The sequence below is a fragment of the Reyranella sp. genome (assembly GCF_052439685.1).
Lineage (GTDB): Bacteria > Pseudomonadota > Alphaproteobacteria > Reyranellales > Reyranellaceae > Reyranella.
Map to the genome: position 1 here is coordinate 112,312 of NZ_JBQVQG010000015.1, position 23,725 is coordinate 136,036.

Annotated in this window: 20 protein-coding genes and 1 pseudogene; 9 read left to right on the forward strand and 12 right to left on the reverse strand. The window is 66.4% G+C overall.

Annotation, left to right across the window (positions count from 1 at the left end):
• Positions 1–158: 158 nt before the first annotated feature.
• Genes ACT6UX_RS19145 through ACT6UX_RS19155 form a run of 3 tightly spaced genes read left to right on the forward strand, consistent with a single transcriptional unit; the run spans position 159 to position 5,662 of the window.
• Positions 159–3,359, forward strand: a complete 3,201-nt coding sequence (locus tag ACT6UX_RS19145; protein ID WP_444776765.1) for an efflux RND transporter permease subunit — start codon at positions 159–161, stop codon at positions 3,357–3,359.
• Complete coding sequence (locus ACT6UX_RS19150) at positions 3,349–4,530, forward strand: efflux RND transporter periplasmic adaptor subunit (protein ID WP_444776748.1); 1,182 nt, start codon at positions 3,349–3,351, stop codon at positions 4,528–4,530. Before ACT6UX_RS19145 ends, ACT6UX_RS19150 begins: the two co-directional genes overlap by 11 nt.
• Before the next feature lie 31 nt (positions 4,531–4,561).
• On the forward strand, positions 4,562–5,662 hold the full coding sequence (locus ACT6UX_RS19155; RefSeq protein WP_444776749.1) for an AI-2E family transporter: 1,101 nt from the start codon (positions 4,562–4,564) through the stop codon (positions 5,660–5,662).
• Here ACT6UX_RS19155 and ACT6UX_RS19160 read toward each other — a convergent pair whose 3' ends face one another.
• Positions 5,663–6,517, reverse strand: a complete 855-nt coding sequence (locus tag ACT6UX_RS19160; RefSeq protein ID WP_298313881.1) for an SDR family oxidoreductase — start codon at positions 6,515–6,517, stop codon at positions 5,663–5,665.
• 10 nt (positions 6,518–6,527) lie between these two features.
• The gene (locus ACT6UX_RS19165; RefSeq protein ID WP_444776750.1) at positions 6,528–7,733 is read right to left on the reverse strand and encodes a CaiB/BaiF CoA transferase family protein; all 1,206 of its coding nucleotides are present in this window, start codon (positions 7,731–7,733) and stop codon (positions 6,528–6,530) included.
• A 74-nt stretch (positions 7,734–7,807) separates the two neighbouring features.
• Here ACT6UX_RS19165 and ACT6UX_RS19170 point away from each other — a divergent pair, with 74 nt between their 5' ends.
• The 3 genes from ACT6UX_RS19170 to ACT6UX_RS19180 all read left to right on the forward strand — a co-directional run bounded on the left by ACT6UX_RS19170 (position 7,808) and on the right by ACT6UX_RS19180 (position 10,756).
• Positions 7,808–8,551, forward strand: a complete 744-nt coding sequence (locus ACT6UX_RS19170) for a dienelactone hydrolase family protein (protein WP_444776751.1) — start codon at positions 7,808–7,810, stop codon at positions 8,549–8,551.
• 72 nt (positions 8,552–8,623) lie between these two features.
• The gene (locus tag ACT6UX_RS19175) at positions 8,624–9,799 is read left to right on the forward strand and encodes an iron-containing alcohol dehydrogenase (protein ID WP_444776752.1); all 1,176 of its coding nucleotides are present in this window, start codon (positions 8,624–8,626) and stop codon (positions 9,797–9,799) included.
• Positions 9,800–9,901: 102 nt separating this feature from the next.
• Positions 9,902–10,756: a CmcJ/NvfI family oxidoreductase gene (locus ACT6UX_RS19180; RefSeq protein WP_444776753.1), complete on the forward strand. Its 855-nt coding sequence runs from the start codon at positions 9,902–9,904 to the stop codon at positions 10,754–10,756.
• A gap of 72 nt (positions 10,757–10,828) precedes the next feature.
• On the opposite strand, the gene ACT6UX_RS19185 is transcribed toward ACT6UX_RS19180, so the two are convergent.
• Both ACT6UX_RS19185 and ACT6UX_RS19190 read right to left on the reverse strand, forming a co-directional pair.
• Positions 10,829–11,548 (reverse strand): alpha/beta fold hydrolase, encoded by a 720-nt coding sequence (locus ACT6UX_RS19185; protein ID WP_444776754.1) that lies wholly within the window; start codon positions 11,546–11,548, stop codon positions 10,829–10,831.
• 3 nt (positions 11,549–11,551) lie between these two features.
• Positions 11,552–12,406 (reverse strand): SDR family oxidoreductase, encoded by an 855-nt coding sequence (locus ACT6UX_RS19190; protein ID WP_444776755.1) that lies wholly within the window; start codon positions 12,404–12,406, stop codon positions 11,552–11,554.
• 81 nt (positions 12,407–12,487) lie between these two features.
• Here ACT6UX_RS19190 and ACT6UX_RS19195 point away from each other — a divergent pair, with 81 nt between their 5' ends.
• Positions 12,488–13,927, forward strand: a complete 1,440-nt coding sequence (locus ACT6UX_RS19195) for an amidase (protein ID WP_444776756.1) — start codon at positions 12,488–12,490, stop codon at positions 13,925–13,927.
• Positions 13,928–13,934: 7 nt separating this feature from the next.
• Here ACT6UX_RS19195 and ACT6UX_RS19200 read toward each other — a convergent pair whose 3' ends face one another.
• From ACT6UX_RS19200 to ACT6UX_RS19230, 7 genes are read right to left on the reverse strand one after another with little or no spacing between them, the layout of a single operon-like run.
• The gene (locus ACT6UX_RS19200; RefSeq protein WP_444776766.1) at positions 13,935–14,912 is read right to left on the reverse strand and encodes a Bug family tripartite tricarboxylate transporter substrate binding protein; all 978 of its coding nucleotides are present in this window, start codon (positions 14,910–14,912) and stop codon (positions 13,935–13,937) included.
• A 46-nt stretch (positions 14,913–14,958) separates the two neighbouring features.
• Positions 14,959–16,818: an acetyl/propionyl/methylcrotonyl-CoA carboxylase subunit alpha gene (locus ACT6UX_RS19205; RefSeq protein WP_444776757.1), complete on the reverse strand. Its 1,860-nt coding sequence runs from the start codon at positions 16,816–16,818 to the stop codon at positions 14,959–14,961.
• Positions 16,818–17,636: an enoyl-CoA hydratase/isomerase family protein gene (locus ACT6UX_RS19210; protein WP_444776758.1), complete on the reverse strand. Its 819-nt coding sequence runs from the start codon at positions 17,634–17,636 to the stop codon at positions 16,818–16,820. Before ACT6UX_RS19210 ends, ACT6UX_RS19205 begins: the two co-directional genes overlap by 1 nt.
• Positions 17,637–17,650: 14 nt before the next feature.
• Positions 17,651–18,811, reverse strand: coding sequence for an acyl-CoA dehydrogenase family protein (locus ACT6UX_RS19215; RefSeq protein ID WP_444776759.1), 1,161 nt, complete (start codon positions 18,809–18,811; stop codon positions 17,651–17,653).
• 9 nt (positions 18,812–18,820) lie between these two features.
• Entirely contained in the window at positions 18,821–19,981 is a 1,161-nt protein-coding gene (locus ACT6UX_RS19220; protein ID WP_444776760.1) for an acyl-CoA dehydrogenase family protein, read from the reverse strand.
• A 15-nt stretch (positions 19,982–19,996) separates the two neighbouring features.
• Positions 19,997–21,613, reverse strand: a complete 1,617-nt coding sequence (locus ACT6UX_RS19225; protein WP_444776761.1) for an acyl-CoA carboxylase subunit beta — start codon at positions 21,611–21,613, stop codon at positions 19,997–19,999.
• A gap of 7 nt (positions 21,614–21,620) precedes the next feature.
• Positions 21,621–22,484 (reverse strand): SDR family oxidoreductase, encoded by an 864-nt coding sequence (locus ACT6UX_RS19230; RefSeq protein ID WP_444776762.1) that lies wholly within the window; start codon positions 22,482–22,484, stop codon positions 21,621–21,623.
• A 98-nt stretch (positions 22,485–22,582) separates the two neighbouring features.
• Between ACT6UX_RS19230 and ACT6UX_RS19235 the strand changes: the two genes are divergently transcribed.
• Entirely contained in the window at positions 22,583–22,879 is a 297-nt protein-coding gene (locus ACT6UX_RS19235; RefSeq protein WP_422015251.1) for an SCP2 sterol-binding domain-containing protein, read from the forward strand.
• 92 nt (positions 22,880–22,971) lie between these two features.
• On the opposite strand, the gene ACT6UX_RS19240 is transcribed toward ACT6UX_RS19235, so the two are convergent.
• Positions 22,972–23,505, reverse strand: coding sequence for a CGNR zinc finger domain-containing protein (locus ACT6UX_RS19240; protein ID WP_444776763.1), 534 nt, complete (start codon positions 23,503–23,505; stop codon positions 22,972–22,974).
• A gap of 91 nt (positions 23,506–23,596) precedes the next feature.
• Here ACT6UX_RS19240 and ACT6UX_RS19245 point away from each other — a divergent pair.
• Positions 23,597–23,725 (forward strand): annotated as a pseudogene (locus ACT6UX_RS19245) (VOC family protein); the annotation flags it as partial.

The following is a 23,725-nucleotide window of genomic DNA, read 5'->3' on the forward strand; positions in this document are numbered from 1 at the left end:
GTGATCCCCCGCGCAGTCGTTGTCATGCAAGCGTAGCGCACCGCCATGCGCATAGCAGGGGGAATCTCGTCTCGACAGGTCAGAAGAGCCATGTTCCGATGCGCGAGCTGCCGAGGCTGGGGAGCGAGGCGGCTCAATCGGGTGAAAGTACAGTCTGGATGATCGGTTTGGTGCGGGTCGCGCTCAAGCGGCCCTATACGTTCGTCGTGATGGCACTGTTGATCCTGATCGTCGGGCCGCTTGCGGCCCTTCGCACGCCGGTCGACATCTTCCCCGAAATCCGCATCCCCGTCATTGCCGTGGTCTGGCAGTACACCGGCCTGCCACCCGACCAGATGTCGGGCCGCGTGATGCTGAACTTCCAGCGCTCGCTCACCACCACCGTCAACGACATCGAGCATATCGAGGGCACGTCCTATACCGGCATCGGCATCGTCAAGGTCTTCTTCCAGCCAGGCGTCGACATCAGCATCGCCAACGCTCAGGTCACCGCGATCGCGCAGACCGTGCTGCGGCAGATGCCGCCCAACATCACGCCGCCGCTGATCCTGAACTACAACGCCGCGACCGTGCCGATCATCCAGCTGGCGCTGGCCGGCAAGGGCGTTTCGGAGCAGGCGGTGTTCGACCTGGCGATCAACACGGTGCGCACGCCGCTGGTGACGGTGCCGGGCGCGGCCATTCCGTTCCCGTTCGGCGGCAAGTTCCGGCAGATCCAGATCGACCTCGACCCGGCGGCCCTGCAGGCGCGCGGCCTGTCGGCCGCCGACGTGGCCAATGCGCTGGCGGCGCAGAACCTGCTGACGCCGGTCGGTACCCAGAAGATCGGCGGTCACGAGTACGCCATCCAGCTCAACAACGCCCCGGTCGACTTCAACGCCCTGGCCGATATCCCCGTGTTCGCCGCCAACGGCACGGTCGTCTACCTGCGCGACGTGGCGCAGGTGCGTGACGGCAACCCGCCGCAGCAGAACATCGTCCATGTCGACGGCGGCCGGTCGGTGCTGCTGGCAGTGTTGAAGAACGGCGCCACCTCGACGCTCGCGATCATAGCCGGGATCAAGGAGCGGGTGGCGGAACTGAAGAAGGCGCTGCCTGAGAACGTGTCGCTCGCGATCCTGGGCGACCAGTCCTTGTTCGTCGAAGGAGCCGTGTCGGGCGTGGCGCACGAGGCCGTTCTGGCCGCGGTCCTGACCAGCCTGATGATCCTGCTGTTCCTCGGTAGCTGGCGGTCGACGGTGATCATCGCCATCTCGATTCCGCTGGCGATCCTGGGCTCGATCGCGCTTCTCGCGGCGTTCGGCGAGACCCTGAACATCATGACCCTGGGCGGGCTGGCGCTCGCCGTCGGCATCCTGGTCGATGATGCCACGGTCACCATCGAGAACATCAACTGGCACCTGGAGCAGGGCAAGGACGTCGAGACCGCCATCATGGACGGTGCCCAGCAGATCGTGGCGCCGGCCTTCGTGTCGCTGCTCTGCATCTGCATCGTGTTCGTGCCGATGTTCTTCCTCGAGGGCGTGGCGCGCTTCCTGTTCGTGCCGATGGCAATGGCGGTGATGTTCGCCATGGTCTGCTCGTTCATCCTGTCGCGCACCCTGGTGCCGACGATGGCGAATTACCTGCTGAAGCCGCACGCCGTGCACGCCCACGGCGCGGAGCCGCCGCGCTCGCGCAATCCGCTTGTGCGTTTCCAGCGCGGCTTCGAGACGCAGTTCGAGAGTCTGCGCGCCGTCTATCACGACCTGCTGGGGCTGGCGCTGCGCAACCGGCCAGTGTTCATCGTCTGCTTCATGGCCTTCGTACTGGGGTCGTTCGCGCTGGTGCCGTTCCTCGGCCGGAACTTCTTCCCGTCCGTCGACTCCGGCCAGATCCTGATGCACGTGCGCGGACCGATCGGCACGAGGGTCGAAGAGACCGCCAATCAGTTCGTGGCGATCCAGAAGGCGATCCGCACCATCATCCCTTCGAATCAGATCGCGACGATGGCCGACAATGTCGGGATGCCGGTCAGCGGCATCAACACGACCTATAACAATACGGGCACGATCGGGCCGCAGGACGGCGACATCCAGATCAAGCTGACGCCGGACCACAGGCCGACCGAAGCATACGTCGCCGAGCTGCGACAGCGTCTGCCCGAGTTGTTTCCCGGCTTCACTTTCTCGTTCCTGCCCGCCGACATCATCAGCCAGATCCTGAATTTCGGCGCGCCGTCGCCCATCGACGTGCAGGTCCGCACCGCCGATATCGGCGCCGGCTTCGAGCACGCCAACAGGCTGCTGGCGCGCATCCGCAAGATTCCCGGTGTGGTCGATGCGCGCATCCAGCAGGCGCGCGGCGCGCCGGTCTTCGCCGTCGACATCGACCGCTCGCGTGCCCAGACTGTTGGCCTGACGACGCGCGACGTCACCAACTCGCTGGTCGTCAATCTCGCGGGCTCCAGCCAGGTGGCGCCGACCTACTGGCTCAATCCGGCGAACGGCGTGACCTACAACATCGTCATGCAGACGCCGCAGTACCGGCTGGATTCGCTGGCGTCGCTCAGCAACCTGCCGATCATGGCGCCGACCGCCTCGCAGCTGCAGGTGCTGGGCGGCGTTGCAGACATCCGGCGCGACACCGCCAACGCTGTGGTCTCGCAGTACGATCTCCAGGGCATGGTGCAGGTCTATGCCGCGGTCCAAGGCCGCGACCTCGGCTCGGTGGCGGCCGACGTGCGCGCTGTCGTGGCCGAGTTGGCGCCGCTCCAGTCGCCGCGCATCCGCTCGGTCAAGGTCCAGGGACAGGTGAAGACCATGGAATCGGCGTTCTCGGGCCTGCTGTTCGGCCTGGTGGGCGCGGTCGTCCTGATCTACCTGCTGATCGTGGTGAACTTCCAGTCGTGGAGCGATCCGTTCGTCATCATCACCGCCCTGCCGGCCGCCCTGGCGGGGATCGTGTGGATGCTGTTCGCCACCGATACGACGCTCTCGGTGCCGGCGCTGACCGGCGCCATCATGTGCATGGGCGTGGCGACCGCGAACTCCGTGCTCGTGATCTCCTTCGCCCGCGAGAGACTGACGGAGCTGGGCGACGCCACGGCGGCCGCGCTCGACGCCGGCTTCGTGCGCTTCCGTCCCGTCATCATGACCGCGCTGGCCATGATCATCGGCATGGCCCCCATGGCGCTGGGCATGGGGGAGGGCGGCGAGCAGAACGCCCCGCTCGGCCGGGCGGTCATCGGCGGCCTCATTTTTGCGACCATCGCGACATTGATCTTCGTCCCGGTGGTCTTCAGCCTCGTCCATCGAAACCATGGCAGGGCGGCCGACAAAGCTGACGCCGCCGTCCCCGGAGCACCTCATGTCGCCTGATACCCCTCCTGCAGTGCCCAAGCCGCGGTCGCGCCGGGGGCTCGCCTTGTTCGGGATCGCCGCGGCCCTCGGCCTGGGCGCCGTCGTGGTCAACGGCATCTGGAGCCGGCAGGCCAGCGAGGCCAGGCTGAAGGAATGGACCGACGCCCAGGCTGTGCCGACCGTCAGCGTGCTCAACCCGACCACGGGGGCGAACAAGACGTCGCTCGATCTGCCGGGCCGCCTGGAGGCCTATTCGCGCGCGCCGATCTACGCCCGCGTCGGCGGCTTCCTGAAGGCCTGGTACGTGGATATCGGCGCACCGGTAAAGGCGGGCCAGCTCCTCGCCGAGATCGAGGCCCCCGATCTCGACCAGCAGCTCCTGCAGGCCAAGGCGTCGCTCGCGAGCGCCCAGGCCTCCGAGCAGCTGGCAACCGTGACGGCCGGGCGCTGGCAGCAACTCGGCGGCGCCAATACCGTGTCGCGCCAGACGGTCGACGAGAAGACCGGAGACCTCACGGTGAAGCAGGCCCTGACCAAGGCGGCGCAGGCAGCCGTCGACCGGCTCGAAGTGCTGTCGGCATTCAAGCGCATCACCGCGCCGTTCGATGGCATCGTGACGACCCGCAACACCGATGTCGGGGCGCTCATCGGCGCGGAATCGAGCTCCGGCCTGGCGCTGTTCGTGATTTCCGACGTGAACAAGCTCCGCCTCAACGTCAGCATTCCGCAGAGATACGTGCCGGCGGTGAAACTGAACAGCGCGGTGCAGATCACGGTCCCGGAATATCCCGGCAAGGTCTACACCGGCGTCGTCGAGGCGTCGGCACGTGCGGTCGATGCCCAGACCGGCACGACCCGGATGCAGGTCGTGGTGGACAATGCCAACGGAGAGTTGATGCCCGGTGCGTTCGCCAACACCCGGATCGAGCTGCCCTCGAGCATGCAGTCGCTGGCCGTCCCATCGGGAGCGTTGATCTTCGACCAGAAGGGCCTGCGAGTGGCCACCGTGGACGCCAACAGCAAGGTCGTCCTGAAGCCGATCACCATCGCCCGCGACCTTGGCCAGATCGTCGAGATCGGTAGCGGTCTCACCGCCCAGGATCGTGTGATCGAGAGCCCGCCGGACGGGCTGGCCAATGGCGACGCGGTCCGCGTGATCGATACCGCCAAGCCTGCCGCTGTGCGATAACCGTCCCCGCCAACGGAGGGCGGAGACGGCGATGATCGATACGGAAAAAGGCAGGGCGGACGTCACGCGATTCACGATCGACGTCGCGATCCGCCTCGGGCTGATCGCCACCGTCATCTATGTGAGCTTGCTCCTGTTGCAGCCGGTGGCGGCCCTGATGATGTGGGCCATCATCCTGTCGGTGGCCGTCTATCCGTTGTTCGATTTCGCCCGACGCCGCCTGCACTTGCGGGATGGAGTCGCGGCCTCGCTGTTCTCGATCCTGATGCTCCTGCTGCTGCTGACGCCCGCCGTCCTTCTTGCGGCCTCCGCCGTGGGGAGCCTCGACGATTATGCGCGGATGCTGCTGCGCGGCGAGCATGTCGTGCCGCCGCCGCCCGAATCGGTGAAGGACTGGCCTATGGTCGGCGCCCGCGTCTACGACTTCTGGCTGAACGCCTCCAACGACGTAAAAGCCCTCGTGACCGCTCATGTCGGCCAGCTGGCCTCGGTCGGCCGTTGGGTCGGCGGCATCGCGGCGGGAGTCTTTCTCGGCGTCCTGCAGTTTGCCGGTGCCATCGTCGTGGCAGGGGTCCTTCTGGCCTATTCCGACGAGTTGACGGGAACGCTGCGCGCCCTCGCGGTGCGGGTGGCCGAGGCGCGCGGCCGGCACTTCCTCGAGATCGCCGGCTCGACCATCCGCAACGTGTCGCAGGGCGTCATCGGCATCGCCCTCCTGCAGTCGGTACTGCTGGCGATCGGCATGCTGGTGGCGGGCGTACCGTTCGCCGGCGCCATCACCTTCGTCTGCCTCGTGCTGGCGATCGTGCAGGTTGGGCCCAACATCGTCATGATCCCGGTGATCATCTGGACCTGGATGTACCTGCCGGCCCTGCATGCCGGCCTGTTCACCGCCTATACGCTGCCGTTGCTGCTGGTCGACAATGTGCTGCGACCCATCCTGATGGCGCGTGGCCTGCCGACGCCGATGGCGGTGATCGTGGCCGGCGTCATCTGCGGCACGCTGGCGGGCGGCCTCATCGGCCTGTTCGTCGGTCCGGTGGTCCTGTCGGTCTTCTACGACCTGCTGGTCGCGTGGATCGCGGCGGGCCGGAAGGCCGACGAGAACGACCTTCCAGCCCCCGCGCCCTGACTACTTCTTCTTCGGCCGGAGCGCGTCCCACTGCTCGTCGGTCCAGTCGAGCATGGCCGAGGTGTTGGCGCCGCCGCCGCCCGACTGCAGCATCTTGCCGCCGTCGATGACGATGGCATCGCCGTTGATGTAGGCCGCCCCGTCGCTCACCAGGAAGGCGGCGAGGTTGGCCAGTTCGATATGCTCGCCGGTGCGGCGCATTGGGATCGCCTTGATCATGTCCTCGTTGCCGCCGCGCTCCTTGGGCATCAGGCGGCTCCAGGCGCCTTCGGTCGGGAAGGGGCCGGGCACGATCGCACAGGTGCGGATGCCCTTGGGACCCCATTCGACGGCCAGGCTCTTGGTCATCGCCAGCACGCCCGCCTTGGCCATCGCCGAGGGCACCGTGAAGGGCGCGCCGGTCAGCGACGAGACCGTGAGAATCGACATCACCACCTTGTTGCGCTCGCCGGCATCGATCCAGCGGCGGCCGGCCGCGACGGTGCAGTAGGCCGAACCGTGCAGCACGATGCCGAGCACGGCGTCGATCGCGCGCGAGGACATCTTGTGGGTCTGGGCGAGGATCTGGCCGGCGGCATTGTTGACCAGGATGTCGAGCGGGCGCTTCTCCCAGATCTTGTCCATCATCGCCTCGACGGCGTCGGGGATGCGGACGTCGCAGCCCACCGTCTCGATCTCGCCGCCGGTCTCCTTCGCAAGCTCGGCCGCGGTCTCCTTCAGCACGTCCTCGCGGCGGCCGCAGATGATCACGTTGGCGCCGAGTTCGAGGTAGCGGTGCGCCATCGATCGGCCGAGGCCGGTGCCGCCGCCGGTGACCAGGATGCGCTTTCCCTTCAGCAGGTCGGGTTGGAACATCGGTCTTCCCCTATTTCTTGATTTCGGTCAGCGCGATGCCGGACGCGACGAGCTTGTCGATCTCGGCGGCGGAATAGCCGACCTCCTGGAGCACCGCTTTGGTGTCGGTGCCGAATTTCTTCGGCTTGGTACGCACCTTGGGCGGGGTGCGCGAGAGCTTCACGGGATTGCCGACGTTCCGCCAGCCGTCCTTCTCCCACACCATGCCGCGATGCTTGGTGTGCGGAGCCTCCATCACGTCGGAGACTTCCAGCACCGCGGCCGAGGGCACGCCGCCCCGCATCAGCTCCTGCGAGAGTTCGTTGGCGTCGCGGTCCTTGAGCAGCGCGCGCAACTCGGCCTCCAGCTCGGCACGATGGGCCACACGCTCCTTGTTGGTCTTGAAGCGGGGATCGTCGGCCAGTTCCGGCTTGCCCAGCATCTGCGTCAGCTTCCGGAACTGCCCGTCATTGCCGGCGCCGACCACGATGTTGCGCGTCTTGGTCGGGAAGTTGGAATAGGGCACCAGGCTCGCATGGCTGTTGCCGACGAGCTTGGGCTTGAGGCCGGCCATGAAATAGTTCGGTGCATGCGGCTGGTGCAGCGCGATCGCGCTGTCGTAGAGCGTCGCGTCGACGAACTGGCCCTTGCCGGAACGGTTTCGCTCGTAGAGCGCCATCATGATGCCAATCGTGGCGTTCATGCCGGTCGAGAGATCGACAACCGGCACGCCGATGCGGACCTGGCCACCCTCGGGCGATCCGTTGACCGAGACCAGGCCGGCCGAGGCCTGGACCATGGCGTCGTAGCCCGGGAAGCCGCCCAGCGGTCCGTCGGCGCCGAAGCCCGAGACGCGGGCATGGACCAGCCGCGGGAACTTGGCGGCCAGCACGTCGTGGTAGCCGATGCCCCACTTCTCCATCGTGCCGGTCTTGAAGTTGTCGATCAGCACGTCGGCGGTCTCGAGCAGCTTCAGCAGCACCTCGCGCCCCTCGGGCTTGGAGAGGTCCAGCGCGATCGTGCGCTTGTTGCGGTTGATGCCGGCGAAGTAGGCGGAGACGCCCTCAGCGTCGAACGGAGGGCCCCAGGTGCGGGTCTCGTCGCCCTGCGGCGGCTCGATCTTGATCACGTCGGCGCCGTGGTCGGCCAGCATCTGGCCGCAATAGGGTCCTCCCAGCACACGCGACAGGTCGATCACTTTCAGGCCGTCGAGCGCGCCCCCATTTGCCACCGGCATCTCGTTCCACTCCTCGGATTTAGACAGGAGGCGGGGTTATAGACCATGGGGCCGGAGCCCGGTACCGTCCGGGCATGATCGAACGCGAGCTTGATATCGCCACGCAAGATGGCGCCCTGAACACCTACACGGTGCGGCCCGATGATGGTGGGGCGCTGCCGGTCGTCATCATGCTGATGGACGCGCCGGGTGTGCGCGAGGGACTGAGGGAAATCTGCCGGCGGATTTCGCAGTCCGGCTACTACGTGCTTCTGCCCAATCTCTACCATCGCAGCACGCGCGAATTCGTCTGTGGCCCGACCCGCAACCATCCGGATGGCGAGGCCAACCTGAAGCGCATGTTTGGCCTGATGGAGACGCTCTCGAACGCGAAGGTCGCGGCGGACACGGGTGCGGTGCTCGACGTGTTGCCGACGTTGCCGGATGCCAAGTCCGGCAAGGTGGGCCTCGTCGGCTATTGCATGAGCGGTGCCTTCGTCACCGCAGCGGCGGCTGCGCATCCCGACCGGATCGGCTGCTTCGCGTCCTACTACGGAACGCGCCTCATCACCGATAAGCCCGACTCGCCGCATCTGATGCTGGGGAACATCATGGCCGAGGGCTACTACGCCTTCGCCGAGCACGACACCTACGTGCCGCTGTCGGACGTCGCCAAATTCGAAAAGCTGCTGGCGTCCGCGCCGTTCCCGTCGCGGGTCGAGACCGAGACGGGCACGCATCACGGCTACGCCTTCTCGGACCGCGGCAATCTGCACGAGGCCGCGCGCGAAAAGCACTACGAACGCATGCTGGCTCTGTTTCGACGGCACTTGAGTTAAGCCCACCACCTCACCCCGAGAGTTTGCCCAATCGCTCACAAGCTCTCAGGATGAGGAGAGAGGAAACTAAAAATGCTGAACGGCATCCACGGGCATCAGGACATCGAACGCGTCGTCTACGGCAAGCCGGCGGGCGCCGCGCTGCGGGCCGAGGCGGAGCGGCTGGGCGCGAAGAAGGTGTTCATCACGACGTCGAAATCGGTGGCGCAGAGCGCGCTGCTGGCGTCCGTGATCGACGGTCTCGGCGACCTGCATGCGGGAACCTATGCCGGCATCACCGCGCACTCGCCGCGGCCCTGCGTCGTCGAGGGCGCCGAGATGGCGCGCAAGGCCGGCGCCGACCTGATCGTCGCCGTGGGCGGCGGCTCGGTGATTGACGCCACGAAGACCATCCTGATCGCGCTGTGGCAGAACGTGACCACGGTCGACGAACTCGATGCCCATCGGGCCGGCAAGCCGAAGGGAGGCGCCGCGCCGCCGTCCGAAGCCATCAAGCCGCCGGCCGACGCGATCCGCATGATCGCCGTGCCGACCACGCTGTCGGCCGCCGAGTTCAACGCCTTTGCCGGCATCTCCGATCCGCGCAAGGGCATCAAGGAGAGCTTCGGCCATCGCCTGATCGTGCCGCGGGTCATCGTGCTCGATCCCGCTGCCACCCTGGCGACGCCGATGGAGCTGATGCTCTCGACCGGCCTGAAGGCGGTCGACCATGCGGTCGAGCGTCTCTGCTCGCAGCAGGCGCATCCGTTCGTGCTGGGCACCGCCACCGAAGCGCTGAAGCTGCTCGCCCGCGCCCTGCCGGCGCATAAGACGAACCCCGACGACATGGCGACACGGCTCGACCTGCAGTTCGGCATGTGGCTGTCGATCGGCGCCGGCACGTCGGGCGTCGGTGTGGGCGCGAGCCACGGCATCGGCCATGTGCTGGGCGCCGCCTGCCACGTGCCGCACGGCCATACCTCCTGCGTCATGCTGCCGTCTGTGCTGCGCTGGAACCTGCCGGCCAACGCGGAGCGCCAGAAGCGGGTGGGCGAGGCCTTCGGACAACCCGGCGCGGCGGCGGGAGATCTGGTGGAAGGGCTGGTGAAGGAACTCGGCCTGCCAGGACGCCTCTCCGAAGTCGGCGTCGGCAAGGACCGTTTCCGCGAGATCGCCGAGAAGTCGATGCACGATCGGGCAGTGCTCAACAATCCGCGGCCCATCGAGGGACCGGATCAGGTCATGGAGATTCTTGAACTCGCGGCCTGAACGCCGACATGACCCCATGAATTCTTCTCGTGAGCCCGAGGGGTGTTAAGCGGCTAAAGCCACACGACCTAAAGGGAGCAAACGCAAGTCACGGGTGAAACCATGGTCGACGTCCGAACCGCCGAATCTACCGCTCTGCGCCCGCCGCTCGCCGGCTGGGTCGAAGCGCCGGTGAATTATCTGGCCGATCTCAGCATCAAGCCGGTGACCTACAATCCGCCGTACGGCACGGGCCTGCCGCGGCGCGAGGGCAACTACCGCAACTTCACGGTGCGCGTCCACGATGCCCGTTCGATCGTGCGCGATCTTTCGCTTGATCGCCAGGCCTTCATCCTGACGCGCCACGACACCGAGGTGCGCGACTTCTACGACGAGGAGGACGTGCGCACGAAGTACCACGCCGAGGTCGAGGCGCTGATCAAGCGTGAGACCGGCGCGTCGAAGGTGGTGGTGTTCGACCATACGGTGCGCACGGCGGATCGCGCCGTCGAGCGCGGTCTACGGACGCCGGTGCGCAGCGTGCACAACGACTATACCGAGAAGTCGGGCCCGCAGCGGGTACGCGACCTGCTCTCGCCGGAGGAGGCTGAACGGCGCCTCCAGAAGCGCTTCGCCGAGTACAATGTCTGGCGCAACATCGATCACGAGCCGATCGAGATGGCGCCGCTCGGCTTCGTGGATTCCGAGAGCATCGCGCCGCGCGACCTCGCCGTCTGCGACCTGGTCTATGCCGACCGCACGGGCGAGATCTACCAGGGCGTCTACAACGCCGATCATCGCTGGTTCTATTTCCCGAAGATGACGCGAAACGAAGCGATCCTGATCAAGTGCTACGATTCGCTGAAGGACGGCCGTGCGCGCTTCTCGCTGCATTCGGCCTTCGATGATCCGACGTCACCGGCCAACCCGCGGCCGCGGCAGAGCATCGAGGCGCGGGCGTTTGCGTTCTTCGACTAGGTGCGCCATCAGAACTGTGCGGGCTCTCGCGCCTCAGAAGGCGCTGCCGCCCGCCGGCGCGTTCGAACGCGCCTAGCTCGCCGCAATCATCTCCAGATGCTCGACGAGTTCCTCGGGATTGCTGAAGAACGGTGAGTGGCCGCACTCCAGCCGCAGCATCTTGCACGGAGTCTCCTTCGCCATCGTGCGCTGCAGGGCGATGCGGATGGCGTTGTCATGGATGCACTCGATGTACCAGCGCGGCACCGAGCCGAAGCGTTCCTCGGTGAGGGTCAGTGGGGTCGTCGAGATGGCGAGCGGCTGCGGCCGCAGCCGCTGCATCGCCTTGTAGCGATCCTCCGGCGAGACGTCGGCGTAGAACAGGCTCGGCAGCTTGTCGCGCGCGAACGTGTAGGTCTTCCCGTCTGGGCTGACCTGCCGCGACAACCGGAACATGGTGTCCGACTCCAGCGCCGTCATGTCCCTGCCGCTCTTGCCCGACGTCGGCAGCAAGGCGCAGACATAGACCAGCGCCTTGATCTTGCGTCGCCGCGCCTCCGCGAGCTGGCTGATCGTGACGCCCCCCAGGGAATGGCCGACCAGGATGACCTGCTCCTCCATCTTGTCGAGGAGACGGGCGAGCTTCTCGACATTGTCGGCGAGCGTGACGTTGGCGGGGGGCGTCTGGTCGTTACCGAGGCCCGGCAGGTCGGGGGCGCAGACCTTGTGGCCGGCCGCTTCCAGCAGCGGCACGACCTTCTCCCAGCACCAGCCGCCGGTACAGGCGCCATGGACCAGCAGGAACGTCGCCACGCGCTAGGCCTTTCCGACGACGGTGCGCGCGCCGGGGGCGGGCACGAAGAAGTCGGGCATCAGAGGCGTGCCGGGCGAGACGGCGTACTTGTCGAGATCGGTGACGCCCTCGGCCGCCAGCACCTCGTCGTCGATGAAGAAGTTGCCGGTGCAGTCGCGCGCCGGGCGGCTGAAGATCGCGTGCGCGGCATCGGCCATGATCTCGGGCTTGCGGCACTGCTTCATGCCTTCTTCGCCGCCCAGGATGTTCTGGATCGCTGCCGTGGCGATGGCGGTGCGCGGCCACAGGCAGTTGAAGGCGACGCCCTTGTCGCGAAACTCCTCGGCCATGGACCAGGCGAAGACCGACATGCCGTACTTGGCGAGCGTGTAGGCGGCGTGATTGGCGAACCACTTGACGTCGAAGTCGAGCGGCGGCGACAGGTTCAGCACGTGCGGGTTGGCGGCCTTCAGCAGGTGCGGAATGCACTTCTGGGAGACCATGAAGGTGCCGCGCGCATTGATCTGGTGCATCAGGTCGTAACGCTTCATCGGCGTGGCGAGCGTGCCGGTCAGGCTGATGGCGCTGGCATTGTTCACCAGGATGTCGATGCCGCCGAACTTCGCGACGGTGTCCGCCACGGCCTTGTCGACGCTCTGCTCGTCGCGGATGTCGCAGGCCGTTGGCAGCGCCTTGCCGCCGGCCTTCTCGATCTCCTCCGCCGCGGTGAAGATCGTGCCGGGCAGGCGCGGATCCGGCGTGACCGTCTTCGCCGCGATGGCGATGTTGGCGCCGTCTCGTGCGGCCCTCAGTGCGATTGCCAGTCCGATGCCCCGGCTTCCACCGGTCACGAACAGGGTTTTACTACCCAGGCTCATGGCGTCCCCAAGAAATCTTCGGGCTCTATAGCCGGGCCGGGGTAGCGGCGGCTAGTGTCGCCGCACTCAAAGGAGACATGCATGAATCCGTGCTTCGAAACCGCGACGCGGCTTGCACGCGCGATACGAAACGGGCGTTTGAGTGCGGTGGAGGCGACGAAGGCTCATCTCGAGCGGATCGCGCGTGTGAACGGGGCGCTCAATGCAGTCGTGCTGGTCGACGAGGCGGGCGCGATGAAGGCCGCCCGCGCCGCCGATCGCGCCCGAAGCAAGAAGAAACTCGGGCCGTTGCACGGCGTGCCGATCACCATCAAGGAAGCGTTCGACATAGCCGGCCTCAAGACGACTTCCAGTCATCTTCCACTGAAAGACAATGTCGCCCGGGAGGATGCGAGCGTCGTCGCACGGTTGCGATCGGCCGGCGCCGTAATCCTAGGCAAGACCAATGTGCCTGAACTGTGCGCAGATTTTCAGACGGACAGCCCGATTTTTGGCACCACCCTCAATCCTTGGGACGACCGTCGTACCTCGGGCGGTTCCACCGGCGGAGGCGCCGCCGCGGTGGCGGCCCGCCTGTCACCGCTGGAACTGGGCAGCGACATCGGCGGTTCGGTGCGCAATCCGGCGCACTTCAACGGCATCTTCTCGCTGAAACCGACCGAATGGCGCGTGCCGGGACACGGCCATGTGCCCGACCTGCCGGGGGCGATGCGGATCACCCGCTATATGGGGACCTTCGGCCCGCTGGCGCGCTCGGTCGACGACCTGGAGGTCGCGCTTCGCATCATCGCCGGGCCGGACGGCTACGAGGTCGAGGCGGCGCCCGTGCCGTTGGAGTCGACGCCGAAGCTCACGGCCAAGGGGCTGCGCATTGCCGTCCTGACCAGCAATCCGCTGGTGCAGGTTTCGGCCGCTACGGCGTCGGTCGTGGAGGCGACGGCGAAGCTGCTGTCAAAGGCCGGCGCCAAGGTGAAGTATGCCGAGCCCGACGGGTTAGACTGGCAGCAGGGCTGGGACGACTGGTCGGACCTGTTCCAGTACATGATCCAGAGCGAGAGGCCGCTCGCCGAGCGTGAGCGTCATTTCGACAGGCTCGAGTCACCCGATCCGACCAGACGATCGGTCGCTCGTGCCGCCCGCCTCAGCATGGCCCAGTTCTTCGCCGTGCTCGACCGGCGGGACCGCATCGTGCGTCAGTGCGAGACCTTCCTCGACGACTACGATGCCTGGCTGATGCCGGTAATGCCGGACGCGGCCTTCGTCCGGCAGTCGCAGAAGCTGCCGCTCAAGATCGACGGCGTCGGCCACCCCTATTTCTTCGCCGGCACCGCCTACAACTTCCTGGCCAACCTGACGGGACAGCCGTCGATCGTCCTGCCCTGTGGGTTCTCGAAGGAAGGCCTGCCGATCGGCCTGCAGCTCACCGGCAAGCGCTGGGGCGAAGCGAAGCTCCTCGGTGTTGCCAGGGTGCTGGAGAAGCTTCTGCCGCCGTGCCCTATGCCGCCTTCCTTTGCGTCGTGAGAGGCCCTCACTCCACCTTCACGCCGGCCTTGTCGATGATCGGCTTCCATTTGGCGAACTCCGCCTTCTGGTAGGCGCCGAACGCATCCGACTTCATCTGCTCCGGCGTCGGGATATCCTGGCCGAGATTCTCGAGCTTGCTGCGGATCTCGGGGTCCTGAAGTGTCTTGATCGCAGCGGCATTGAGCTTGTCGACGATCTCCTTGGGCGTTCCCTTGGGCGCCCACAGGCCGTGCCAGATCGCGACCTCGATGCCGGGGAAGCCGGCTTCGGCGGTCGTCGGGATGTCCGGCGCTGCGGCGGTGCGCTGCTTGGCCGTGACGGCATAAACCTTGAGCTTGCCGGCGCGGATGTGCGGCAGCGAATTCGACGACTGGTCGATCATGACCTGGATCTGGTTGGCGATCAGGTCCTGCACCGCGGGGCCGGTGCCGCGATAGGGCACGAGCTGGTAGTTGGTGCCGGTCACGGCAAAGAAGGCCAGCGCGCCGATATGCGAGCCCGACCCGAGGCCCGCCGTGCCGCCCGAGATCTTGTCGGCGTTTGCCTTGAGATAGGCGACCAGCTCCTTGAGGTCCTTGGCCGGCACCTGGTTCGAGGTCACGACCAGCAGCGGGTTGGAGGGCAGGAGCGCGATCGGTTCGAGGTCGTTGATCAGATCGTAGTTCAGATTCTTGTAGATGGCGCCGTTCACGACGTTGGTGCCGAGATGGCCGATGCCGATCGTGTAGCCGTCGGGCGTCGAGCGGGCGAGCTTGCCCATGGCGATGGACCCGGCAGCACCGGTGACGTTGTCGATCACCATCTGCTGGCCGAGTTCCTTGGCCATGCGCTCGCCGACGATGCGCGCCATCACGTCGGTCGGGCCGCCGGCCGCGAAGGGCACGATCAGGTTGATGGGCTTGGTGGGATAGGCCTGGCCGAACGCGGGGCCGGCAGCGGCCACCGCGAGCAAGGCGAGCAAGGCGAGCGCAACTCTACGCAGCATGGCAATTCCTCCCAGAACTTCTCTTGTTGGGAGGAGACTAGCGTCAACTCGCGGCGCGCTCCATCGTCACCAGCACGGTCCGGTTGGAAACCTGCTGGCCCTCCTGGACGGAAATCCCTTCGACTTTTGCGTCGAGTGCCGCCTTGAGCTGATGCTGGATCTTCATGGCCTCCAGCACGATCAGGGTCTGGCCGCGGCTGACCTCGTCGCCCGCCGCCACCTTGATGGCGACGATGCGCCCGTCCATGGGCGCGCGCAGCTTGCCGTCGCTGCCGGCCGCCGCGGTCTCCGGTGGAGCATAGGTCTTGTCGGTGAAGCGTACGGTGAGCGCGTCGAGGTCGACCACGATGTCGTTGCCGTCGATGTGGCACGGCACCTCAACGGGATCGGCCGAGCGGACCTGTATCAGGCGCTCCTTGCCGCCTGCAGCTAGCCGAATCGGCGTCGGCTCCGGGTTGGAGTTGCGCCAGCCGCGCATCGACGCCGGATATTTTTGCGCCGAGGCCTGCCACAGGAGATGGGCGGCGGTCGTCCAATGGGCTTCGCCGATCTCGGGTGCGGGAAACTGGCGCTTCACGAGGAAGGAGGTCGTGGCCTCGCCGGCGGCGAAATCGGGATGCTCCAGCAGGCGGATCAGGAAATGCCGGTTGGTGATCGGCCCGAGCACGACCGTTTCGGCGAGCGCTCTCATCAGGCGCACACGCGCTTCCTCGCGGGTGGCGCCGTGGGCGATCACCTTGGCGATCATCGGATCGTAGTAGGGCGAGATCGCGAGCCCGTCCTTCATGCCATGGTCGATGCGCACGCCGGGGCCGGTCGCCGGCCGCCATACGTCGATGCGTCCGGTCTGCGGCAGGAAGCCTGCATAGGCGTCCTCGGCGTACAGGCGCACCTCGATGGCGTGGCCGGTGAAAGTCACCTGGTCTTGACTGAGCGGCAGGTGCTCGCCGCGCGCGACGCGGAGCTGCCACTCGACCAGGTCGAGGCCGGTGATCGCCTCGGTCACCGGATGCTCGACCTGCAGGCGGGTGTTCATCTCCAGGAAGTAGAAGGCGCCATTGGCGCCCAGCAGGAACTCGACCGTCCCTGCGCCGCGATAGCCGATGGCCCGTGCGGCGGCGACGGCCGCGGCGCCCATGCGATCGCGCAATCCGGCATCGACGGCGGGCGAGGGGGCTTCCTCGATGACCTTCTGGTGGCGACGCTGCACCGAGCAGTCGCGCTCGCCGAGATGGATGACGTCGCCATGGGAATCGGCAAACACCTGGATCTCGACATGGCGCGCGTCGACGACGGCCTTTTCGAGGATCAGCTCGCCCGAGCCGAACGCGCTTTCGGCCTCGGTGCGTGCGGTGCGGATCGCCTCCAGCAGATCGCCGTCGTGCTCGACGAGCCGCATGCCGCGCCCGCCACCGCCGGCCGCGGCCTTGACCATGACCGGCAGGCCGATCTTGCGCGCCTCGGCTTCGAGATTGGCATCGCTCTGGTCGGCGCCCTGGTAGCCCGGCACGCAGGGGACGCCAGCGTCGATCATGCGCCGCTTGGCGGCCGCCTTGTTGCCCATCGCGGCAATGGCGGCCGGCGGCGGGCCGATGAAGGTGAGGCCTGCTTTCTCGCAAGCCATGGCGAAGGCCTCGTTCTCCGACAGGAAGCCGTAGCCCGGATGGATCGCGTCGGCGCCGCTCCTGTGCGCGGCCTCCAGGATGCGATCGATGCTGAGATAGCTCTCGCCCACGGGCGGCGGGCCGATACGGACCGCCTCGTCGGCGTAGGCGACGTACGGCGCGTCCTTGTCGGCGTCGGAGTACACCGCGACGGTGCGATAGCCCATTGCCCGGGCGGTCCGCATCACCCGCCAGGCGATCTCGCCGCGATTGGCGACCAGGACCTTGCTGAAGGTCATCACTCGACGGCCCAGCGCGGCGGCCGCTTCTCGGCGAAGGCACGTAGTCCCTCCGAAGCCTCCGGCCCGCGGCGCGCCTCGGCGAACTTGTCGGCGGCGAAGTCGAGCACGGCCGACAGCGGCTCGGTCCCGACCTTCATCACCACCTGCTTGGTGAGCGCGTTGGCGATGGGGGCGCACTTGTCGATCTGCTTCAGCACTTCCTCGAGCTTTGCGTCGAGGGCGGCAGAATCGGCGACCAGATAATGCGCGATGCCGAGCCGCAGCGCCTCGGGCCCCTTGAAGCGCGCCGCCGTGAGCGCCAGATGCCGTGTCTGCGGCACGCCGATGCGCTGGGCGACGAAGGGTGCGATCTGGGCCGGCACGATGCCGATCGCCGTCTCGCTCATCGCGAAGCCCGTGCCCTCGGTGCAGATCGCCACGTCGGAGACGCAGAGAATGCCGAAGCCACCGGCGATGGCGTAACCCTCGACCGCCGCCACGACCACCTGGGGCGTGCCGTTCAGCATTTCCAGGAAGGCGCCGAACTGTCGGTTCCAGACCGCGATCGGGTCTTTCTCGCCGGGCTTGGGCTTGTCGGTGAAGCTCTGCTCCATGTTCTTGAGGTCGGCGCCGGCGCAGAAAGTGCCACCGGCACCGCGCAGGATCACGACCTTGAGGTCGCGACGGTCGCGCAGGATGCCGAACACCGACTTCAGCTCCTCGATCAGCGTCGGGTTCAGCGCGTTCTTCACCTCGGGCCGGTTGAGCGTGACGTAGAGACGCGAGCGTTCGCGGCGCAGGAGGAGGGCTTCGTACTTGTCGGCGAACTCGGCCATGGGAACTCCGGCGCTCAGCGGTTTTCGAGACGGGGCAGCGTGCCCATGTGCTTGGAGATGATCTGCAGCATCACCTCGTCGGCGCCGCCGCCGATCGAGGCGAGGCGCGAATCGCGGAAGGCGCGGGCGGTCGGCGATTCCCACAGGTAACCGGCGCCGCCCCAGTATTGCAGGCAGCCGTCGGTCACCAGGCGCACCATGCGGCCGGCCTTCAGCTTGGCCATCGAGGCCAGCATCGTGACGTCGGCGCCGTCGAGATACTCCTCGCAGGCCCGGTAGCAGAGCGAGCGCACCAGCTCGATCTCGGTGCGCAGCTCGGCCAGCTTGAAATGGATCACCTGATTGTCGAGCAGGGGGCGGCCGAACACCTTGCGCTCGCGGGTATATTCGATGGTCTGGTCGATCAGCCGTTCCATGCCGACCACGGCGCTAATGGCGCCCCACAGCCGCTCCTCCTGAAACTGCTGCATCTGGTAGATGAAGCCCATGCCCTCCTGACCGATCAGGTTCCGCACGGGCACCTTCACTTCGTCGAGGAAGATCTGCGCGGTGTCGGAGGAGCGCATGCCGAGCTTGTCGAGCTGCTTCACGACCTCGACGCCTTTGGTCTTCATTGGCAGGCAGATCAGCGACTTGTTCTTGTGCATCGGGCCTTCGCCGGTGCTGGCGAGCAGGCACATCCAGTCGGCCTGCGTGCCGTTGGTCGTCCACATCTTGCCGCCGTTGATCACCCAGTCGCCGCCAACCTTGCGCGCCGTCGTCTTGATCGACGCGACGTCTGAGCCCGCGCCAACCTCGGAGACGCCGAGGCAGGCGACATAGTCGCCGGCGATCGAGGGGGCGAGGAATTCGCGGCGCAGCTCGTCGCTGCCGTGGCGGGCCAGTGCCGGCGTCGCCATGTCGGTCTGAACGCCGATCGCCATTGGCACCGAGCCGCAATGGATGTGACCCAGCTCCTCGGCCATCACCATGGCGTAGGAATAGTCGAGTCCCATGCCTCCATACTCGGCGGGCTTGTTGATGCCGAGCAGGCCGGCGTTGCCCAGCTTCTTGAAGACCTCGTGCGCCGGGAAGATGCCGTCCTCTTCCCACTGGTCGACATGCGGATTGATATCCCGATCGATGATCGCCCGCAGCGTGCGGCGAATCTCGTCATGTTCCTGGGTGAACTGCATGGCAGGCTCCTAGCGATTGCCCAGCCGCGGGAGCGTGCCCATCAGCTTCGAGATGATCTGCAGCATGACCTCGTCGGCGCCGCCGCCGATCGAGCCGAGGCGGCCGTCGCGGTAGCCGCGGGCCACCGGATTGTCCCAGAGGTAGCCGGCGCCGCCCCAGTATTGCAGGCAGGCGTCGGAGACTTCGCGGCGCAGGCGGCCGGCCTTCAGCTTGCCCATCGAGGCCAGCATGGTGACGTCCTTGCCGGCGAGATAGTCCTCGCAGGCGCGGTAGACGATGGAGCGCAGCGCCTCGACCTCGCTCTTGAGCTCGGCCAGGCGGAAATGGATCACCTGGTTGTCGAGCAGCGGCTTGCCGAAGACCTTGCGTTCGCGCGTGTACTCGATGGTGGCGTTGATCAGCCGCTCGCAGGTGTTGAGCGAGCCGGCGCCCGCCCACAGCCGCTCCTCCTGGAACTGCTGCATCTGATAGGTGAAGCCCATGCCCGGCTGGCCGATCGTGTAATGGACCGGCACCTTCACCTCGTCGAAGAAGGTCTGGACCGTGTCGGAGGCGCGCATGCCGAGCTTGTCGAGCTTCTTGGCGATCTCGATGCCCCTGGTCTTCATCGGCACGATGATCAGAGACTTGTTCTTGTGGGCGGGCCCGTCGTCTGTGCTGGCCAGCAGGCACATCCAGTCGGCTTGGGCGCCGTTGGTCGTCCACATCTTGCCGCCGTTGATCACCCAGTCGCCGCCGACTCTGCGCGCCGTCGTCTTGATCGAGGCGACGTCGGAGCCGGCGCCGGTCTCGGAGACACCGAGGCAGGCCACGTAATCGCCGCTGATCGAGGGGACGAGGAATTGTTGGCGCAGTTCGTCGCTGCCGTAGCGGGCGAGGGCGGGCGTCGCCATCGAGATCTGCACGCCGGTCGCCATGGGGATCGAGCCGCCGTTCACCAGGCCGAGCGATTCGGCGCAGACCATGGCGTAGGAGAAATCGAGGCCCGAGCCGCCGAACTCGACCGGCTTGTCGACGCCCAGCAGGCCGGCATCGCCCATCTTCTTGAACAGTTCGTGGGCCGGGAACTGGCCCTCTTTCTCCCACTGGTCGACATAGGGATTGATCTCGCGATCGATCAGCGTCTTCCAGGTCTGGCGCAGCGCCTCATGCTCGGGGGTGAACTTCATGCTTACATCCTTGCCCTACATCCGGGCCACGCCGAAGGAGATGGGATTGAGCGGTCGCACGAGTGATTCGCGCGCGATGGAAAGAGTAAAAGCGAGGACCCGCCGCGTGTCGCGCGGATCGATGATGCCGTCGTCCCAGAGGTGGGCGGTGCCGTAGAGCGCCGTCGATTCGCGCTCGAACTGGTCGACGATGCCCTTGAACATCTTGTCGATCTGCTCCGTGGGCGGCTCCTTGCCCTCGCGCAGGAATTTCTGCTCGGTGACCGTCTTCATGACACCGGCCGCCTGTTCGCCGCCCATCACGGCGGTGCGGCTGTTGGGCCAGGCGAAGATGAAGCGCGGGTCGAAGGCGCGGCCGCACATGCCGTAGTTGCCGGCGCCGAAGCTGCCGCCGATCACGATGGTGATCTGGGGCACGGTCGCGTTGGCGACCGCCTGGATCATCTTGGAGCCGTGCTTGACGATGCCGCCACGCTCGCTTTCGGTGCCGACCATGTAGCCGGTCGTGTTCTGCAGATAGACAATCGGTGTGCCCTGCTGGCAGCAGAGCTGGATGAACTGGGCGGCCTTCACGGCGCCCTTGGCGGTGATCGGGCCGTTGTTGCCGATCAGCGCCACCGGCTCGCCCTCGATGGCGGCCCAGCCGCAGATCGTCTGCTGGTCGAACAGGGCCTTGAATTCGAGGAAGTCCGAGCCATCGACCAGGCGCGCGATCACCTCGCGCACGTCGTAGGGATCCTTGTGCGACGGTGGGACGACGCCGCACAGCTCCTCGACGTCGTAGAGCGGCTCCTTGAACGTCCGCTCGACGCGCGGCGGCAGCCGGTCGTTCCAGTGCCATGTGGCGATCACGTCGCGCGCCATGCGGATGCCGTCGGAATCGTTCTCGGCCATCCATTCGGCGACGCCTGAGACGGTGGCGTGCATCTCCGCGCCGCCCAAATCCTCGTCGGTCGCGATCTCGCCGGTGGCGGCCTTGAGTAGCGGAGGCCCGGCCAGGAACACCTTGGCCTGGTTGCGCACCATGATGACGTAATCGCTGAGACCCGGAAGATAGGCGCCGCCCGCCGTCGAGGAGCCGTGCACCACGGTGACCTGCGGGATGCCGCGCGCCGACATGCGTGCCTGGTTGGCGAAGCCGCGGCCGCCGGGCACGAAGATCTCGGCCTGGTAGAGCAGATTGGCGCCGCCAGACTCGACCAGGTTCACGACCGGCAGCTTGTTCTCCATGACGATCTGCTGGACCCTCTGGCCCTTGCGCTGGCCCGAGGGCGCGACGGTGCCGCCCTTGATGGCGCTGTTGGATGCCGTCACGATGCAGCGCACGCCTTCGACATAGCCGATGCCAGCAACCGAGCCGCCACCGGCACTCGATCCGTCCTTGTCGTCGTGCATGCGGTAGCCGGCCAGCGGCATCAGCTCGAGGAATGGCGCGCCGCGGTCGAGCAGTAGGGCGATGCGTTCGCGTGGCATCAATTGCTTGCGCTTGGCGAAGCGCTCGCGCGATTTTTCGGAGGCCGCCTGGACGTTCGCCTCGGCCTCGCGGAACTCGGCGATGGCGGCGAGCATGCGCTCGCGGTTCTGCTTGAACTCGTCGCTGTTGCGGTCGATCTGGCTCTCGAGAATCGGCATGTCGTCCTCAGCCGCCCAGGACCTTGGGGGTCGTGGCGAGATGGAAGCCGTCGAACGGCTTCGATCTGTCGGTGGCCGGCAAGTCGACCGAGCGATTGGCGAGCGGCACGCCGCCGTCGATACGGATTTCCGTGCCGGTGATGTAGGCCGAGGCGTCGCTCAACAGGAAGCAGACGGCCGCGGAGACTTCGCTTTCGGTGCCGAGACGGCCGAGCGGGCAATGGCCCTTGAGCTTCGGGATCTGTTCCTTGAAGTCGCCGCTATAGGTGTCCATGCCAGAGGAGGCGATCCAGCCCGGCGCCACCGAGTTCACGCGTACGCCGGCCGCTGCCCACTCGAAGGCCAAGGTCATGGTGAGGTTCGCCATGCCGGCGCGCGCGGCGCCAGTGTGAACCATGTTGGGGAAGCCGTTGCGGTAGTCGGCCGTCATGTTGACGATCGATCCGCCGTGGTTCTGCATCGATTGGGTGAAGACCTCGCGGCTGACGATGAAGCCGCCCGTCAGGTTGTTGCGCACCACGACGTCGAAGCCCTTGGCGCTGAGCGATGCGGCAGGCGAGGGGAACTGGCCGCCGGCATTGTTGAACAGGCCGTGGATGCGGCCGTTCTTCGCGACGATCGCGGCGACCGCCTCCTTGACCTGGGCTTCCTCGCGGATGTCGAAGACATGCGTCTCGCAGGTACCGCCTGCGGCCTCGATTTCGGCCTTCACCGTGTCGAGCTTTTCCTGCTTGCGGCCGGTGATGACGACGTGGGCGCCCAGCGCCGCGATCTCGTGAGCCGTGCAACGGCCGATGCCGCTGCCGCCGCCGGTCACGATGACCGTCCGGCCCTCAAACAACCCCGGTTTGAAGACCGAGCGATAGGTCATGTTTCCTCCGATTGAACGACCGTTTACCGGCCTGTAGTTGACGTTTACGTAAAGGTCAAGTAATCCCCCAGACCATTGCCGACCGGAGGAACTCGCTCATGACCTTGCAGGAAATCACCGCGAAAATGAAGGAAGGCGCTTCGAAGAAGTCGGCCTTTGGCAGCAGCGTCAAGTTCGCCACGGATCAGGGCGTCGTCCACATTGACGGCAACCAGAACCCGCCCGCCGTTACCAACGAAGACACGGCCGCCGACTGCACCATCAAGATGGACTTCAGCGACTTCGCCGACCTGATCGAGGGCAAGCTCGATGGCATGAGTGCGTTCATGACCGGCAAGCTCAAGATCGAAGGCGACATGGGCGTCGCCATGAAGCTGCAAAGCATCCTGCGTTAAGGCGCATTCGCATGCGCCGGTAGGCGGTAGCGCCTTCCGAGGCGCGGAAGCCCACGCCGCAGTAACAAGGGCCCCTTCGTCGGGGCCCTTTTCTATGCCTGCTTGCTCTTGTGGTAATGGCGCCGCGCCTTGGCACGGTTGCCGCAGGACGACATGGTGCACCAGCGCCGCTTGCCGGCCCGGCTCTCGTCGAGAAACAGGTAGAGGCACTCGGGGTTGGCGCAGCGCCGGACTTTATCCAGCTTGCCGCTCGCCAGCAGGTCACCCGCCGACCACAGGACGGGTGCGAGCAGGGCCAGCGCCGTGCCCGATCGCATGTCGACCTCCCAGTCGAACGTCTCCTTGCCGCGCTTCAGAGTCTGGCGCGCCGGTGCGGCGGCGAGCGCTGCATTCAGACCCTCGAAATCGCGACCGGCGGGCGCCTTGGCCTGGGCGACGGCATCGAACAGCCGATGGATGGTCTCGCGCAATTCCAGCGCCCGCTCGAATTCCTTCTGCGAGGGAGGCTTGGGCGCCTTGGTCCAGGTCGCCAGGTCTGTCGGCGCGTTCAGCGTCTCAGTGGGCGTGTCCTGTCCGCGCCAGTAACGCGTGTTGGCGAACTCCAGGCAGAGGTCGGGCCGATTCATCGCCGGGACTTACTAACCGGTTGTGCGGTTGACAAGGATGGCTCCCAGAGTAACCATATAACCGGTTATATTGTCATGAAGAGGAATCGCCATGTTCGACCATGTTTCCCTCGGCGTTGCCGACATCGCGCGTACCCGGAAGTTCTACGACGCTGCCCTGAAGCCACTCGGCTACACGCGGCTGAGCGATGGCGAGACGTCGCTCGGCTATGGCGACAAG